The organism is Mesorhizobium sp. ESP-6-4 (genome assembly GCF_020164735.1).
GTDB lineage: Bacteria > Pseudomonadota > Alphaproteobacteria > Rhizobiales > Rhizobiaceae > Mesorhizobium.
Genome location: NZ_JAIUGS010000004.1, coordinates 34,131 through 49,477 on the forward strand (window position 1 = coordinate 34,131; position 15,347 = coordinate 49,477).

Here is a 15,347-nt window from a genome sequence, read left to right on the forward strand (position 1 = left end):
TTGCCCGGTCGCGCGAAAGACGGTTAAACCCATGATCGGCTTGTCCCGTCGAGATTGTGGCGTCTCTCGACGTGGCGGTGAAAATACCTACATAGGGGATGGCCGGGACAATCCCGCCAATCCAGCAAATTCCAGATCTGAGGCGGCGACCGGCGATGGCCGACCATAAATACCTTTCCATTCGCGGGGCGCGCGAACACAATCTCAAGAACGTCGATCTCGACCTGCCGCGCGACAGCCTGATCGTCATGACCGGACTGTCGGGATCCGGCAAGTCGTCGCTTGCCTTCGACACCATCTATGCCGAGGGCCAGCGCCGCTACGTCGAAAGCCTGTCGGCCTATGCCCGCCAGTTCCTCGAGATGATGCAGAAGCCGGACGTCGACCAGATCGACGGCCTGTCGCCCGCCATCTCGATCGAGCAGAAGACCACCTCGCGCAACCCGCGCTCGACCGTCGGCACCGTCACCGAAATCTACGACTACATGCGCCTGCTGTTCGCGCGTGTCGGCATCCCCTATTCGCCGGCCACCGGCCTGCCGATCGAAAGCCAGACGGTTTCGCAGATGGTCGACCGCGTGCTGGCGCTGGACGAGGGCACGCGCCTGTTCCTGCTGGCGCCGATCGTGCGCGGCCGCAAGGGCGAATACCGCAAGGAACTGCTGGAACTGCAGAAGAAGGGTTTTCAGCGCGTCAAGGTCGACGGCGTCTTCTACGAGATCGCCGACGTGCCGGCGCTGGACAAGAAATACAAGCACGACATCGACGTCGTGGTCGACCGCATCGTCGTGCGCGGCGATCTGGCCACGCGTCTCGCGGACTCGATCGAGACAGCGCTGAAGCTCGCCGAAGGTCTTGCCGTGGCCGAATTCGCCGACAAGCCGCTCGACGCCAGCCAGACCGGCGAGGATTCGGTCAACAAGTCGAAGAACGAGACGCATGAGCGCATCCTGTTCTCGGAGAAATTCGCCTGCCCGGTGTCTGGCTTCACCATTCCGGAGATCGAGCCCAGGCTGTTCTCCTTCAACAACCCGTTCGGCGCCTGCCCGACCTGCGACGGCCTCGGCAGCCAGCGCGCAATCGATCCCAACCTCGTCGTGCCGGACGAGAACGTGTCGCTGCGCGACGGCGCCATCAGCCCGTGGGCGAAATCGACCTCGCCCTATTACGCGCAGACGCTGGAAGCGCTGGGCAAGGTCTACGGTTTCAAGCTCGGCGACAAGTTCAAGGATCTGAGCGCCGAGGCCAAAGAAGCCGTGTTGCGCGGCACGGGCGAGCGCGAGATCACCTTCCAGTATGATGACGGCCTGCGCTCCTACAAGACGACCAAGACCTTCGAGGGCGTCATCCCCAATCTCGACCGGCGCTGGAAGGAAACTGAATCCGCCTGGATGCGCGAGGAGATCGAGCGCTTCATGTCGGCCACCCCCTGCCCCGCCTGCAACGGCTACCGCCTGAAGCCGGAAGCGCTGGCGGTGAAGATCGGCGGCAAGCATATCGGCGAAGTCACGGAGATGTCGATCCGCAAGGCCGACCAGTGGTTCACCGACCTGCCGGCGCAGTTGAACGACAAGCAGAACGAGATCGCGGTCCGCGTGCTGAAGGAAATCCGCGAGCGGCTGCGCTTCCTCAACGATGTCGGCCTCGACTATCTGACCTTGTCGCGCAATTCCGGCACGCTGTCGGGCGGCGAGAGCCAGCGCATCCGGCTCGCTTCGCAGATCGGCTCCGGCCTCACCGGTGTGCTCTATGTGCTGGACGAGCCGTCGATCGGCTTGCACCAGCGCGACAATGCGCGCCTGCTCGATACGCTCAAGCACCTGCGCGACATCGGCAACACGGTGATCGTCGTCGAGCATGACGAGGACGCCATCCTGCATGCCGACTATGTCGTCGACATCGGCCCGGCGGCCGGCATTCATGGCGGCCAGATCATCGCGCAAGGCACGCCGCAGCAGATCATGGCCACGCCTGCCTCGATCACCGGCAAATACCTGTCGGGCGAGCTCGAAGTGGCAACGCCCGCGGTGCGCCGCGAAGCGAAGAAGAACCGGCGCATCAAGGTGGTCGGCGCGCGAGGCAACAATCTGAAGAATGTGACGGCGGAAATCCCGCTTGGCACCTTCACGGCTGTCACCGGCGTGTCCGGCGGCGGCAAATCGACCTTCCTGATCGAGACGCTGTTCAAGGCGGCCTCGCGCCGCATCATGGGCTCGCGCGAGCATCCGGCCGAGCACGACCGCATCGAGGGCCTGGAATTCCTCGACAAGGTCATCGACATCGACCAGTCGCCGATCGGCCGCACGCCGCGCTCCAACCCCGCGACCTATACCGGCGCCTTCACGCCGATCCGCGACTGGTTCGCCGGCCTCCCCGAAGCCAAGGCGCGCGGCTATCAGCCGGGCCGCTTCTCCTTCAACGTCAAGGGCGGCCGCTGCGAGGCCTGCCAGGGCGACGGCGTCATCAAGATCGAGATGCACTTCCTGCCCGATGTCTATGTTACCTGCGACGTCTGCCACGGCAAGCGCTACAACCGCGAGACGCTCGACGTGCTGTTCAAGGGCAAGTCGATCGCCGACGTGCTCGACATGACGGTCGAGGAAGGCGTCGACTTCTTCTCGGCGGTGCCGGGCGTGCGCGACAAGCTGGAGACGCTGAAGCAGGTCGGCCTCGGCTATATCCATATCGGCCAGCAGGCGACGACGCTCTCGGGCGGCGAGGCGCAGCGCATCAAGCTTGCCAAGGAACTGTCGCGCAAGGCGACCGGCAAGACGCTCTACATCCTCGACGAGCCGACCACCGGCCTGCATTTCCACGACGTCGCCAAGCTGCTCGAAGTGCTGCACGAGTTGGTCGACCAGGGCAACACGGTGGTGGTGATCGAGCACAATCTCGAAGTGATCAAAACCGCCGACTGGGTGCTGGACCTCGGCCCCGAAGGCGGCGACGGCGGCGGCGAGCTGGTGGCGTCGGGCACGCCGGAAGCGATCGTGCGCGAGAAGCGCAGCTACACAGGCCAGTTCCTCAAGGAGCTGCTGGAGCGGCGCCCCGGGGGCAAACGCGAAGCGGCGGAGTGAGCGCGCATTTCGTCGGAAGGGCGCTTGAATGACAATTAGAAGAGCGTTTTCCGGTGATCTTCCGGCCGTTGCCGCGGTGACGACGGCCGCCTACGCGCCCTACACCGCTCTGTTCGGCGCCCCGCCGATTCCGGTGACGGAAGACTACGCGCCGCGCATCGAGCGCGGCGAGGTCTGGCTGCTCGAAGAGGACGGAGGACTGGCCGGGCTGATCGTCCTCGAACGGCATCCCGACCACGCCATGATCTTCAGCGTCGCCGTCGCGCCGGCCTTCCAAGGTAAAAAACTCGGCATCAAACTGCTCAACTTCGCCGACGAGCAGGCGCGGTTGTGGGCCGTGCCGGAGGTGCGGCTTTACACCAATTCGCGGATGGAGCGGAACATCGCGCTCTATTCCGCCTACGGCTATCGGGAAACGGGTCGCCGCGCCAACCCACACCGGCCAGGATGGATCCTGGTCGACATGATGAAGTCGGCGACCGAGCCGCCTGATCCCATTTTGAACAGAGGAGGACGATAATGAGCCAAGGAACAATCCGCGCCGGCATGGGCGGCTGGACCTTCGAGCCCTGGGACACGTCCTTCTATCCGGACAAGCTGCCGAAGGCGAAGCAGCTCCACTACGCCACCCGGCAGGTGCCGAGCATTGAGGTCAACGGCACCTATTATTCCAGCTTCAAGGAACCGACTTTCGTCAAATGGGCGAAAGAGGCCCCTGACGGCTTCGTCTATTCGCTGAAGGGCAACCGCTTCGTCACCAACCGCCGCGTGCTCGGCGAAGCCGGCGAATCGATGATGCGCTTCCTGGGCTCCGGCGTTGCCGCGCTCGGCGAGAAGCTCGGCCCGATTCTGTGGCAGTTCGCGCCGACCAAGAAATTCGACGCGGACGATTTCGAAGCCTTCCTGAAACTGCTGCCCGTGAAGCAGGACGGTGTGCCTCTGCGTCACGCGCTAGAGGTGCGCCACGACAGCTTCGTCGTGCCGGAGTTTCCAGCGCTCGCCCGAAAATACAACGCCGCGATCGTCTATGCCGATCACGCAAAATATCCGGCGATCGCCGATGTAACCGGCGACTTCGTCTATGCGCGGCTGCAGACCGGCAGCGACGACAACCCTGACTGCTACACGCCGAAAGGCCTCGACGAATGGGCGGGACGGGTGAAGACCTGGGCGCAAGGCAAGCAGCCCGCCGACCTGCCGCGCGCCGATCCCAAGACCGATGCGCCGGTCAAGCCGCGCGACGTGTTCGTCTACTTCATCACCGAGGGCAAGGTGCGCGCGCCGTTCGGCGCCATGGCACTGATGAAGCGGGTGACCGATTGAAGGGGCGAGTTCCGCCGGAACTTACGGGGCATCTCGACCGTTTTGCCTTTCTCGCCGGGAGCGGGTTTCCATAGCGGTTGAGCGTCGCGGAACAATGGCCCGGGCTCCGGCATCGGGAGAGCCCGAAGAAAGCGAGGTGATATGGCTGTCATCCTCATCGGGGCATTGCTCATCGTCGCCGGCATCGTGTACATGGCCGGCGCGGTCCTCAGGCGCGGGAAACTTAGCGATCCGGCACCTGCAGCCTCGAATCGCCCGGTGCCAAACCTCACAACACCTGGCCCGACGCTTGAGCCACGCCGGCGCGGCCTCGGTTTCCTCGGCCTGTCGCAGAATTGGCCGGGTCTGCTGATGATGGGGGTCGGCATCATCCTGCTGTTGTTGGTGGCGGTCCTCTGACGCCGCGGAATTATGGCATCTTCACTGCCTATCGTAACGTAATCGATACTTCCTTGCTGCACTAATGGACCTACGTCAGGTTGCGGAAGCCCGGCGCGCCGGCAAGGACGGGTGCATGCTGCTCGACTACAACTCATTGCTTCTGGCCGTCGGCTTCTCCGCAGCCTGCCTCAGCCTCACTCTGTTCGGGACCTGGCTGACCGCCCGTTCCGACAGGTTCCTGCTGACCTGGGCGACCAGCGTGCTGGTGGTGGTGGCGGAGGTTTTTGTCTATGACGCCTATATCGATGCGCCCGGAACAGCCCTCGGCATCCTGGCGCTGGCGCTGCTGCTGTTCGGCTTCTCGGTGATGTTGGGCGCCGCCCACCAGTTCCGGACCGGACGCTCGCCGCTGCCGCGCATCACGCTTGGCACTGCCATCTCCTTTGCGCTGGCGTTACCCCCAATGGCGCTCGGCTATGACGGTCTGGGCTTCATGCTTGAGAATTTCCTTGCCGCGCTGCTCCTATTCGGCACCGCGCATGAATATTGGAAGGGTCGCGAGGAGGCACCGGCGCAACTCGGGGGCGTGGCGCTGCTCTATTCATTGACCGCTGTTTCCTTCGTGCTTTGCGCGGCCGTGCTGGCTTGGGACGGCAAGCTCATCCTCGGCCACGCGCCGAGCAACTGGGCGGAGGATCTGAGCTTGGTCATCGTCATCGCCTCGATGACCGGCATCGGCGGGCTGTCGCTGGCGCTCAACCAGGGGCGGCTCGCGCGCCACCACAAGCATGAGGCCGAGACCGACGTGCTGACTGGGCTGCTCAACCGCCGCGCGTTGTTCGACCTGCACGGCAAGACGCCCGTCAGCGCTTTCACGGCGGTGGTGGTGTTCGACCTCGATGGCTTCAAGGCGATCAACGACCAATTCGGCCACGCCGCCGGCGACGAAGTGCTGAAGGTTTTTGCCCAGGTGCTGTCCGCTGACCTGCGCCCGAACGACTCCGTCGCCCGCATGGGTGGCGAGGAATTCGCAATGGTGTTGAGGCGCACCTTGCCCGAGACAGCCGAGGCGACGGCCGAACGCGTCCGGGCCGCGTTCGCCGCGCGCACGGTCGAGACCGAGACCGGACCGCTGCGCTGCACGGTCAGCGCGGGCTTCGCATTTGGCAGCAGGGATGGCATGAGCTTCGACAAAGTGCTCAGCGCCGCCGACAAGGCGCTCTATGCCGCCAAGCGCGGCGGCCGCAACCGCGTCCTGGATTTTCGCCGCGCCGGTTGAGTTTTAGCGCCGCTTGCAAATTCTCAATGGTGTGAGATCACTTCGTTGAAGGCGTCGAGATCGACGTAGAAAACCTTGGTGATCTCATCCAGGAGATGATCTTCGTCATAGCCTTGCGACATCAGGATGTTGATCGCGGTCATGATGTCGACGCGCTCGGTGAGGCGCCGCTTTTGGTAGTCCTCGACAAAACGTTCCATCGCCGTCCCCTGGCAAAATTCTTTTTGGACGCATTGACCGACAATCACTGCGGGGAAAGCTAGGTGGATTGGCTTGCGTGGAACTTGCGGACGGAGTCCGCGCCTTCCCCCCATTCGCAACTGATACGGAAAGCGGCCGACTCACCAAGGCCAAGAAAAGACTAGCATGCGGTATTCAACGCGCCAGAGCTCGGCCTGGCCAGCGGAGAGAAATACTGGGGTTGCTGCGCCTCGCGATGTCGACCGAAGTCGAGCAAACGATTCTAGACTGTCAGAAACTTCCGCACATCCGCCCGGTCCAGGTCTTCGGCGGGGCCGGTATGCACGATCTGGCCGCGATCCATGATGTTGACCTCGTCGGCAAGTTCCCGGCAGAAGTCGAGATACTGCTCGACCAGGAGCACGGCGATCCCCGCCTGGTCGCGGAGATAGCGGATGGCGCGGCCGATATCCTTGATGATGGACGGCTGGATGCCTTCGGTCGGCTCGTCGAGCACCAGGAGCTTGGGCCGCATCACCAGCGCGCGGCCGATGGCAAGTTGCTGCTGCTGGCCGCCGGAGAGATCGCCGCCGCGGCGGCCGAGCATCTGCTTCAAGACCGGAAACAGCTCGAAGACATAGGCCGGAATGTTGCGGTCGGCGCGCCTCAACGGCGCGAAGCCGGACTCCAGGTTTTCGCGCACCGTGAGCAGCGGAAAGACTTCCCTGCCCTGCGGCACGAATGCGATGCCCGACCGGGCGCGATCATACGCCGCGCTCCGGTCGAGCGCCTTCCCCTCGAAGGCAACGCTTCCGCTCGTCAGCCGGTGATGGCCGACGATCGATCTCATCAAACTTGTCTTGCCGACGCCATTGCGGCCGAGCACGCAGGTGATCTTGCCGGCGTCGGCTTTCAGCGAGACGCCACGCAGCGCTTGGGCAGCGCCGTAATGCAGCGTGGCATTGGAGACCTCGAGCATGATCAGCCCCTTCTCCAGCGCTTCAGGAAAGCGAAATCGAAACGGTGGAAGGGAACCCGCCAGACCATGCTCACCGCCCCAGATAGACTTCGACGACGCGCTCGTCGGCCGAAACGAAATCGAGCGTGCCTTCCGACAGCACCGAGCCCTCGTGCAGGCAGGTGACCTTGACGCCGAGCTCGCGCACGAAATGCATGTCGTGCTCGACGACGATCACCGAATGGTCGCGGGCGATGTCCTTGAGCAGCCGCGCGGTCTCCTCGGTCTCGGCATCGGTCATGCCGGCGACTGGCTCATCGACGAGCAAAAGCTTTGGGTCCTGCGCCAGGAGCATGCCGATCTCCAGCCACTGCTTCTGGCCATGGCTGAGATTGGCGGCGAGCTCGCCGCGCTTGTCGCCGAGACGGATGATGCCGAGGATGTCGTCGATGCGCCGCGTCTCGGCCGCCGAACGGCGATGGAACAGCGCGGGAAAGATCGAGCGCGGCCCTTTTAGCGCCAGCATGAGATTGTCCTCGACGCTGTGGCTCTCGAAGACGGTCGGCTTTTGGAACTTGCGGCCAATGCCCATCATGGCGATCTCGGCCTCGTCATGCCGCGTGAGATCCACCTCGCCGTCGAAGAACACCTCGCCCTCGTCCGGCCGCGTCTTGCCGGTGACGATGTCCATCATCGTTGTCTTGCCGGCGCCGTTGGGCCCGATGATCGCGCGCATTTCGCCCTTGTCGAGCACCAGCGACAGGTTGTTGATAGCGCGAAAGCCATCGAAGGAAACCGAGACGCCGTCGAGATAAAGGATGGTGTTCGACTTGCTCATGATCGTTCACTCCGCCGGCTGCGGCTCGGCGCCGGTGGCAGACCAGGCGCCGGGCGTCGTCGCCGCCGAGCGCATGATCTTCGGCTGCGGCGGCTCCTCGGGATCGGCGCCGGCTTCCGCCGCAAGCGAAGCTGAGCGCCGCGCCTTGGCCTGGCTGCGCCAGGCATCCCACATGCCGACGATGCCTTTGGGCAAAAGCAGCGTGACGGCGACGAACAGGCCACCCAGGGCGAACAGCCAGAATTCCGGCAGCACGCCGGTGAACCAGGATTTGCCGGCGTTGACCAGCAGCGCGCCGAGGATCGGGCCGACAATGGTGCCGCGCCCGCCGACAGCGGTCCAGATCACCACCTCGATCGAGTTGGACGGCTCGAATTCGCCGGGATTGATAATGCCGACCTGCGGCACGTAAAGCGCGCCGGCGATGCCGGCCATGATAGCCGAGACCGTGAAGGCGAACAGCTTGACGTTCTCCGCCCGCCAGCCGAGGAAACGGGTGCGGCTTTCGGCGTCGCGCACCGCCATCAGGAGCTTGCCGTATTTTGAGCGCACGATCGCAGCGGTGACGAAGACGGCGAGCGCCAGCGTAACGGCGCTGGCCGCAAACAGCGCCGAGCGCGTAGCGTCGGCCTGGACGCTGAAGCCGAGTATATCCTTGAAATCGGTCAGGCCGTTGTTGCCGCCAAAACCCATGTCGTTGCGGAAGAAGGCGAGCAGCAGCGCATAGGTCATCGCCTGGGTGATGATCGAAAGATAGACGCCGGTGACGCGGCTGCGGAAGGCGAACCAGCCGAAGACGAAGGCGAGCAGGCCGGGCACGGCCAGCACCATGAGCGCCGCGAACCAGAAATGATCGAAGCCGTACCAGAACCAGGGCAGCTGCTTGTAGTTCAGGAACACCATGAAGTCCGGCAGGATGGGATTGCCGTAGACGCCGCGCGAGCCGATCTGGCGCATCAGATACATGCCCATCGCATAGCCGCCAAGCGCGAAGAAGGCGCCGTGGCCGAGCGAAAGGATGCCGCAATAGCCCCAGACCAGGTCGAGCGCCAGCGCCAGCAGCGCGTAGCAGAGATATTTGCCAATCAGCGCCACGATGTAAGGCGGGATGTAGAAGGCGCTTTGCGGCGAGACCGCCAGGTCGAGCAGGGGCACGATGATGGCGGCGGCCAGCAGGACGAAGATGGCAATGCCGATGCGGCGATCGGCGGAAAGGAAGCGCTGCGCGATCATGCTTCCACCGCCCTGCCCTTCAGCGCGAACAGGCCGCGCGGACGCTTCTGGATGAACAGGATGATCAGCACCAGAACGACGATCTTGCCGAGCACCGCGCCGGCATAGGGCTCGAGGAACTTGTTGACGATGCCGAGCGAGAAGGCGCCGACCAGCGTCCCCCACAGATTGCCGACGCCGCCGAAGACCACGACCATGAAACTGTCGATGATGTAGCCGCGGCCGAGATTGGGCGAGACATTGTCGATCTGGCTGAGCGCCACGCCCGCGATCCCGGCGATGCCCGAGCCCAACGCAAAGGTCAGCGCGTCGACCCAAGGCGTCCTGATGCCCATCGAGGCGGCCATGCGGCGGTTGGCGGTGACGGCGCGCATCTGCAGCCCCCAGGGCGTGCGCTTCATGACGTAGAGCAGCACACCGAACACGGCGAACGCGAACACCAAGATCCACAGCCGGTTCCAGGTGATGGCCAGCTGGCCGACATCGAACGAACCCGACATCCAGGACGGATTGCCGACCTCCTGGTTGGTCGGCCCGAAGATGGTGCGCACCGCCTGCTGCAGGACCAGCGAGACGCCCCAGGTGGCCAGAAGCGTTTCCAGCGGGCGGCCATAGAGGAGGCGGATGATGCCGCGTTCGATTGCAAGGCCGACCAGCCCCGCGACAAGGAAGGCGAGCGGCAGCGCGATCACCAGCGACCAGTCGAACAGGCCCGGAAACGAGGTGCGGATAACTTGCTGGACGACGAAGGTGGTGTAGGCGCCGAGCATCACCATCTCGCCATGCGCCATGTTGATGACGCCCATGACGCCGAAGGTGATGGCAAGCCCGATCGCCGCAAGCAGCAGCACCGATCCCAGCGAAATGCCGTACCAGATGTTCTGGCCCGCATCCCACAAAGCCAGCTTGGAGTTGATCTTGCCGATCGCGGCGGCTGCCGCCTCCTTGACCGCGCCCTGGGCGTTCGCCTCAACTGAGGTGAGCAGCGAGAGCGCGTCGCGATCACCACGCGCGGCGACGACCGAGATCGCCGCGAGCTTATCGGCTTCGGGCTTGTCGGAAACCAGAACCGATGCCGCGCGCGCCTGCTCGAACAGGGCCTTGACGCCGGGATCGATTTCGGCGGCGATTGCGGCATCCAGCGGCCCGATGTTCGCCGCATCGGGCGTCTTGAACATCGTCATTGCCGCGGCAAGACGCACGCTTGCGTCCTTGGCGCGCAAGGTCAGCGTACCTAGGGCATCGCGGATCGTGCGGCGCAGGCTGTTGTTGACCTTGATCTTGGTGAGATCGGCCTTGGCCGCTTCGGCGGCGTTCTCGCCGCTCAGCGGATCGAGCAGCTCGATGCTGTCGCCGCTCTCCTTGCCGACAAAAACCTGGGAATCGGCCTTGCGGATGTAGAGATTGCCGTCGGCCAGCGCCGAAAGCGGCGGCTCGACGGCGGGATCGCCGCTCGCGGCAAGCTCGCGCACGACGGCCTCGGTAGCCGAGAAGCCGGTTGCAGCTGCGAATTTGCCGATCGATGCGCGAAGGTCGGCCTCACCCGCCTTCGACGGCGTCAGTCCAGCCATCGTCAGCAGCAACATCAGACCGATTGCGCGCAGCAGCAGCATCGTCGTTTTCAAGCAGCTTTCTCAAGCAATTCCAGGAAAAGTGTGAAGCGGTTTTCCGTTCGGAATTGCGCAAAACTAGGTTTCAGGGATCTTGCCCGGGCGGGTCAGGAACCTGCCCGGGCGGCGGTCTCGGATCGCGGGGCCACTCCGCGATCCGACAGACCTGGGATCACGGACCGGGATCAGTTGGTGCCCTTGCCGCCGCACTTTCCGGTGGCGACGTTGAAGTTGCCGCAGGACAGAGGCGCGCGCCAATCGGAGATCAGGCCCTTGGAATCCGGCAGGTAGTCGGACCATTCGTCGCCCATGACGAGGCCGGGCGTTTGCGAAACGGTCTCGAACTGGCCGTCGGCCTGGATCTCGCCGATCAGCACCGGCTTGGTGATGTGGTGGTTGGGCATCATCGTCGAATAGCCGCCGGTCAGGTTCGGCACCGAAACGCCGACCATGGCGTCGATGACCTTGTCCGGATCGGTGGTGCCGGCCTTCTCCACCGCCTTCACCCACATGTTGAAGCCGATATAGTGGGCTTCCATCGGGTCGTTGGTGGTGCGCTTGTCGTTCTTGATGAACTTGTGCCAGTCGTCGATGAACTTCTTGTTCGCCGGCGTGTCGATGCTTTCGAAGTAGTTCCAGGCGGCGAGATGGCCGACCAGCGGCCCGGTGTCGAGACCGGCCAATTCTTCCTCGCCGACCGAGAAGGCCATGACCGGAATGTCCTCGGCCTTGACGCCCTGGTTGCCGAGCTCCTTGTAGAACGGCACGTTGGCGTCGCCGTTGACGGTCGACACCACGGCCGTCTTCTTGCCGGCCGAGCCGAATTTCTTGATCGCCGAGACCTCGGTCTGCCAGTCGGAGAAGCCGAACGGCGTGTAGTTGACCATGATGTCCTCGGCCGGCACGCCCTTCGACTTGAGATAGGCTTCGAGGATCTTGTTGGTGGTGCGCGGATAGACATAGTCGGTGCCTTCAAGCACCCAGCGCTTCACCGAGCCACCATCGGCGCTCATCAGGTAATCGACGGCCGGAATGGCCTGCTGGTTCGGCGCCGCACCGGTGTAGAAGACGTTGCGCTCGCTCTCCTCGCCCTCATACTGGACGGGATAGAACAGGATATTGTCGAGTTCCGAGAACACCGGCAGAACCGATTTGCGCGACACCGAGGTCCAGCAGCCGAACACGGCCGCGACCTTGTCCTTCGAGATCAGCTCGCGCGCCTTTTCGGCGAAGAGCGGCCAGTTGGACGCCGGATCGACCACCACGGCTTCCAGTTTCTTGCCGAGCAGGCCGCCCTTGGCGTTTTGCTCGTCGATCAGCATCAGCATGACGTCTTTCAGCGTCGTCTCCGAAATTGCCATGGTCCCCGACAGCGAATGGAGAATACCGACCTTGATCGTGTCTTCAGCCGCCTTGGCGGAAGCTGAAGCCAGCAGACCAGCCGCGACGACGCCGGCGGACAGGATTTTTGTTATTTTCGCGAAGTTACCCCTCATATGACACGCTCCCAAGCTGGTTGTTTTGCACCGCAATATTAGCGGTGCAAGCGACGTGCCAGATAGGAATGCGCTGAACTGATTTTCGCGATAATGCAGTGATTACAGTCGGTTACATGATAGCCGCGCAACTGTCGCCTCTACTGCAACGCGGCAGGATTGAGAAAAGTTTACGCACCTCTGCCTAGATTTTGCCCAAATTTTGAAAATGCCTATGATTTCACCACAAAGGCAAGGATAGCTTTGTCGGCCCTGTTGCGGGCTCATGGCTAAATGGGGCAAGGTCGCCGTGCAAACGAGCGACGTCATGGCCCTGCGAACAATCCTGGCTTTCCTGCTTCTTGTGTCCGCCGCCGGCGGCGCCCGCGCCGATTTTGCCGACGGCAAGCTGCCGGACGGCGTCTATCACTGCGAGGTCTACCTGCTCGGCCTGTTCCTCAACCTGGGCGACATCACCATCAAGGGCAGCCTCTACAGCGGCCCGGTGACCTTCGGCGCCGCGCCGCCGCCTTACAATTACCAGATGAATCCCAATGGCGAGATCACCTGGCTCGGTCCGCTCGGCGGCTACACCAGCGGCGGCAATTCGGTCTCGATGACCCAGGCGACCTTGGATGACCCGAGCGGTCCCTCGTTCGACATCATCATGAAACAGCAGGACGGCGCCTTCACAGCCTCGACCTGCACCAAAAGATAGCCCGCATAAAAAAGGCGCGGAACCCGTTTGGGTCCCGCGCCAGCAGGCAGTCGGAGGTCAGATCGTTTTCGCCGACATCTGGGCGGCGATGTAGTCAGCCTGGCGGATCGCCAGCGTCACGATGGTCAGCGTCGGGTTCTCCGCCGCACCCGTGGTGAACTGGCTGCCGTCTGAGATGAACAGGTTCTTGATATCGTGCGACTGGCCGTGCTTGTTGACGACGCCGTCCTCCGGCTTTTCGCTCATCCGGTTGGTGCCGAGATTGTGGGTCGAAGGATAAGGCGGCGTCGGGAAGGTCCTGGTCGCGCCGACCGCGGCGTAGAGCGCCTGGCCTTGGCTGTAGGCATGGTTGCGCATGGCCTCGTCGTTCGGATGGTCATCGAAATGGACGTCGGCGATCGGCATGCCGTGCTCGTCCTTCTCGTCCTTGTGCAGCGTGATGCGGTTCTCTTCGCGCGGCATGTCCTCGCCGACGATCCACAGGCCCGCCATATGGTCGTAATGGTCGAGCGCCGTGGTGAAGGAGCGGCCCCAGCCGCCGGGATTGAGGAAGGCCGCCATGAACGGCAGGCCGAGCGACAGCGTCTCCATCTCATAGCCGCCGACGAAGCCACGCGACGGATCGTGGCGCGCCTCGTCGCGGATGATGCCGGCCATGGTGGTGCCGCGATACATATGCACCGGCTTGTCGAAGATGGCATAGACCGAGCCGGTGGTGTGGCGCATGTAGTTCTTGCCTACCTGTCCCGACGAGTTAGCGAGCCCGTGCGGGAATTTCGATGATTCCGAGTTGAGCAGCAGGCGCGGACTCTCGATCGAATTGCCGGCGACGGCGACGATGCGGGCTTTCTGCTCCTGCAGCTTGCCGTCCTTGTCGGCATAGACGACGCCGGTCACCTTGCCTGAAGCGTCATGATTGATCTTGATTGCCATCGAGTTCGGCCGCACCTCCAGATGCCCGGTCGCCTCGCCTTTCGGGATCTCGGTGTAGAGCGTCGACCATTTGGCGCCCCATTTGCAGCCCTGGAAGCAGAAGCCGGTCTGCTGGCAGGAATTGCGGTCGTCGCGCTCCACCGAATTGATGGCCATGTTGCCGGTATGGCATTCCTTGTAGCCGAGCTTGTCGGCGCCGGCCTTGAGCACCTTGAAATTGTTGTTGCCCGGCAGCCGCGGCCAATTGTTGGTGCCGGTGACACCCATCTTGGCTTCGGCCTTGGCGTAATACGGCTCCATCTCGGCCAGCGTCACCGGCCAGTCGAGGAGGTTGGCGTCCTTGACCTTGCCGTAGGTCGTGGCCGCCTTGAATTCGTGCTCCTGGAAGCGCAGCGAGGCGCCGGCCCAGTGCGTGGTCGAGCCGCCGACCGACTTGACGATCCAGGCCGGCAGGTTCGGAAAATCCTTGGCCACGCGCCAGTCCCCCGAAGTGATGCGCTTGTCCTTCCAGGCGAGCTGGGCGAACGACTCCCACTCGTCATTGATGAAGTCCTCATATTCGTGGCGTGCGCCCGCCTCGAGGATGACGACGTCGATGCCTTTCTGGGCGAGCTCGTTGCCGAGCGTGCCGCCGCCCGCGCCCGAGCCGATGATGACGACCACGCCGTCATTGTTGAGATCAAATTGTGCTGCCATGGTTTCCTCCCATGAAATCTGTCGAAAAGCGGTTCGTGACAGAGCGGCCTACAGCCACTCGATGTCGTTGAAGCCGCGCGCGATATAGCCGCCCTTGGAGTAGGACTCGCCTTCGTAGCCGAAGATCGGCCACACCTCCTTCTGGTTGTAGAGACTGACGACAAGACCGCCGCGCACCGCCTGGAAGAACGGCGTCTTCTCGATACCGGTGAGGAGCGCCACCCGCTGCTCTTCCCAGCCAAGCCCGCGATAGCCGCCCTTGCCAGCCTTCTTGTCGAGCTCGGCGATGCCTTTCTCGATCAGTTCCTTGTGGGCAGGGTCCTTGGCGGCCGTCTCGTCATGGCCCTTGACGGCAATGGCGTAATATTTGTCCGGCACCTGGTCGTGCGGGTAGATGTCGCGCGCCACCTGGATCAGCGTCGCCATCGTTTCGGGCTTCAGCGCAGAGGTTTCGAGACCCCAGGCGTGTTCGGGGCTGATGACGGCGCTGCCGGAGATCATGAGCAGCGCGCCCGCGCCGCCACGTTTCAGAAGCTCGCGCCTAGATAGTCCGGCTTTCCTCTCGTAACCGGGTTTCTTCTCGTAGACTGTAACCATGATTTTCCTCCCTGCTTGCTGTTCGCACCCCTGAGAGTGCCGTTGCTGG

Annotated in this window: 14 protein-coding genes; 6 read left to right on the top strand and 8 right to left on the bottom strand. The window is 63.4% G+C overall.

The genetic code is table 11. From position 1 onward, the window contains the following. Positions 1-155: 155 nt before the first annotated feature. From uvrA to LB523_RS09760, 5 genes are all read left to right on the top strand, one after another. Entirely contained in the window at positions 156-3,077 is a 2,922-nt protein-coding gene (gene uvrA / locus LB523_RS09740; RefSeq protein ID WP_095765286.1) for an excinuclease ABC subunit UvrA, read from the top strand. A 28-nt stretch (positions 3,078-3,105) separates the two neighbouring features. Next, a complete protein-coding gene (locus tag LB523_RS09745; RefSeq protein WP_224602453.1) occupies positions 3,106-3,597 on the top strand; it encodes a GNAT family N-acetyltransferase in 492 nt (163 codons plus the stop codon). Continuing rightward, a complete protein-coding gene (locus LB523_RS09750) occupies positions 3,594-4,400 on the top strand; it encodes a DUF72 domain-containing protein (RefSeq protein ID WP_224602811.1) in 807 nt (268 codons plus the stop codon). The genes LB523_RS09745 and LB523_RS09750 overlap by 4 nt, the downstream gene beginning before the upstream one ends. Positions 4,401-4,541: 141 nt before the next feature. Then, on the top strand, positions 4,542-4,799 hold the full coding sequence (locus tag LB523_RS09755; RefSeq protein ID WP_224602455.1) for a hypothetical protein: 258 nt from the start codon (positions 4,542-4,544) through the stop codon (positions 4,797-4,799). 115 nt (positions 4,800-4,914) lie between these two features. Next, positions 4,915-6,060: a GGDEF domain-containing protein gene (locus LB523_RS09760; protein ID WP_224602457.1), complete on the top strand. Its 1,146-nt coding sequence runs from the start codon at positions 4,915-4,917 to the stop codon at positions 6,058-6,060. Positions 6,061-6,083: 23 nt separating this feature from the next. On the opposite strand, the gene LB523_RS09765 is transcribed toward LB523_RS09760, so the two are convergent. From LB523_RS09765 to urtA, 6 genes are all read right to left on the bottom strand, one after another. Beyond that, positions 6,084-6,260, bottom strand: a complete 177-nt coding sequence (locus LB523_RS09765; RefSeq protein ID WP_095765283.1) for a hypothetical protein — start codon at positions 6,258-6,260, stop codon at positions 6,084-6,086. A gap of 263 nt (positions 6,261-6,523) precedes the next feature. Next, on the bottom strand, positions 6,524-7,219 hold the full coding sequence (urtE, locus tag LB523_RS09770) for an urea ABC transporter ATP-binding subunit UrtE (RefSeq protein WP_095765282.1): 696 nt from the start codon (positions 7,217-7,219) through the stop codon (positions 6,524-6,526). Between the two features lie 70 nt (positions 7,220-7,289). Next, positions 7,290-8,036 (bottom strand): urea ABC transporter ATP-binding protein UrtD, encoded by a 747-nt coding sequence (urtD, locus tag LB523_RS09775; RefSeq protein WP_140841173.1) that lies wholly within the window; start codon positions 8,034-8,036, stop codon positions 7,290-7,292. A gap of 6 nt (positions 8,037-8,042) precedes the next feature. After that, on the bottom strand, positions 8,043-9,269 hold the full coding sequence (urtC, locus tag LB523_RS09780) for an urea ABC transporter permease subunit UrtC (protein ID WP_140841171.1): 1,227 nt from the start codon (positions 9,267-9,269) through the stop codon (positions 8,043-8,045). Then, positions 9,266-10,882 (bottom strand): urea ABC transporter permease subunit UrtB, encoded by a 1,617-nt coding sequence (urtB, locus tag LB523_RS09785; RefSeq protein ID WP_224602458.1) that lies wholly within the window; start codon positions 10,880-10,882, stop codon positions 9,266-9,268. The genes urtC and urtB overlap by 4 nt, the downstream gene beginning before the upstream one ends. Before the next feature lie 182 nt (positions 10,883-11,064). Beyond that, entirely contained in the window at positions 11,065-12,375 is a 1,311-nt protein-coding gene (urtA, locus tag LB523_RS09790) for an urea ABC transporter substrate-binding protein (protein WP_224602460.1), read from the bottom strand. Positions 12,376-12,682: 307 nt separating this feature from the next. On the opposite strand from urtA, the gene LB523_RS09795 reads away from it, so the two are divergent. Next, positions 12,683-13,072: a hypothetical protein gene (locus tag LB523_RS09795; protein WP_095765608.1), complete on the top strand. Its 390-nt coding sequence runs from the start codon at positions 12,683-12,685 to the stop codon at positions 13,070-13,072. 57 nt (positions 13,073-13,129) lie between these two features. Here the strand turns inward: LB523_RS09795 and LB523_RS09800 are convergent, their stop codons facing one another. Both LB523_RS09800 and LB523_RS09805 read right to left on the bottom strand, forming a co-directional pair. Then, positions 13,130-14,701: a GMC family oxidoreductase gene (locus tag LB523_RS09800; protein ID WP_224602462.1), complete on the bottom strand. Its 1,572-nt coding sequence runs from the start codon at positions 14,699-14,701 to the stop codon at positions 13,130-13,132. Positions 14,702-14,749: 48 nt separating this feature from the next. Further along, positions 14,750-15,298: a gluconate 2-dehydrogenase subunit 3 family protein gene (locus LB523_RS09805; protein ID WP_224602463.1), complete on the bottom strand. Its 549-nt coding sequence runs from the start codon at positions 15,296-15,298 to the stop codon at positions 14,750-14,752. Positions 15,299-15,347 lie beyond the last annotated feature (49 nt).

Excerpts from the sequence above, each read along its gene's own strand:
- uvrA (WP_095765286.1), top strand. The coding sequence starts at position 156 with ATGGCCGACCATAAATACCTTTCCATTCGCGGGGCGCGCGAACACAAT.
- LB523_RS09745 (WP_224602453.1), top strand. The coding sequence starts at position 3,106 with ATGACAATTAGAAGAGCGTTTTCCGGTGATCTTCCGGCCGTTGCCGCG.
- LB523_RS09755 (WP_224602455.1), top strand. The coding sequence starts at position 4,542 with ATGGCTGTCATCCTCATCGGGGCATTGCTCATCGTCGCCGGCATCGTG.
- LB523_RS09760 (WP_224602457.1), top strand. The coding sequence starts at position 4,915 with ATGCTGCTCGACTACAACTCATTGCTTCTGGCCGTCGGCTTCTCCGCA.
- LB523_RS09765 (WP_095765283.1), bottom strand. The coding sequence starts at position 6,260 with ATGGAACGTTTTGTCGAGGACTACCAAAAGCGGCGCCTCACCGAGCGC.
- urtE (WP_095765282.1), bottom strand. The coding sequence starts at position 7,219 with ATGCTCGAGGTCTCCAATGCCACGCTGCATTACGGCGCTGCCCAAGCG.
- urtD (WP_140841173.1), bottom strand. The coding sequence starts at position 8,036 with ATGAGCAAGTCGAACACCATCCTTTATCTCGACGGCGTCTCGGTTTCC.
- urtC (WP_140841171.1), bottom strand. The coding sequence starts at position 9,269 with ATGATCGCGCAGCGCTTCCTTTCCGCCGATCGCCGCATCGGCATTGCC.
- urtB (WP_224602458.1), bottom strand. The coding sequence starts at position 10,882 with ATGCTGCTGCTGCGCGCAATCGGTCTGATGTTGCTGCTGACGATGGCT.
- urtA (WP_224602460.1), bottom strand. The coding sequence starts at position 12,375 with ATGAGGGGTAACTTCGCGAAAATAACAAAAATCCTGTCCGCCGGCGTC.
- LB523_RS09795 (WP_095765608.1), top strand. The coding sequence starts at position 12,683 with ATGGCCCTGCGAACAATCCTGGCTTTCCTGCTTCTTGTGTCCGCCGCC.
- LB523_RS09800 (WP_224602462.1), bottom strand. The coding sequence starts at position 14,701 with ATGGCAGCACAATTTGATCTCAACAATGACGGCGTGGTCGTCATCATC.
- LB523_RS09805 (WP_224602463.1), bottom strand. The coding sequence starts at position 15,298 with ATGGTTACAGTCTACGAGAAGAAACCCGGTTACGAGAGGAAAGCCGGA.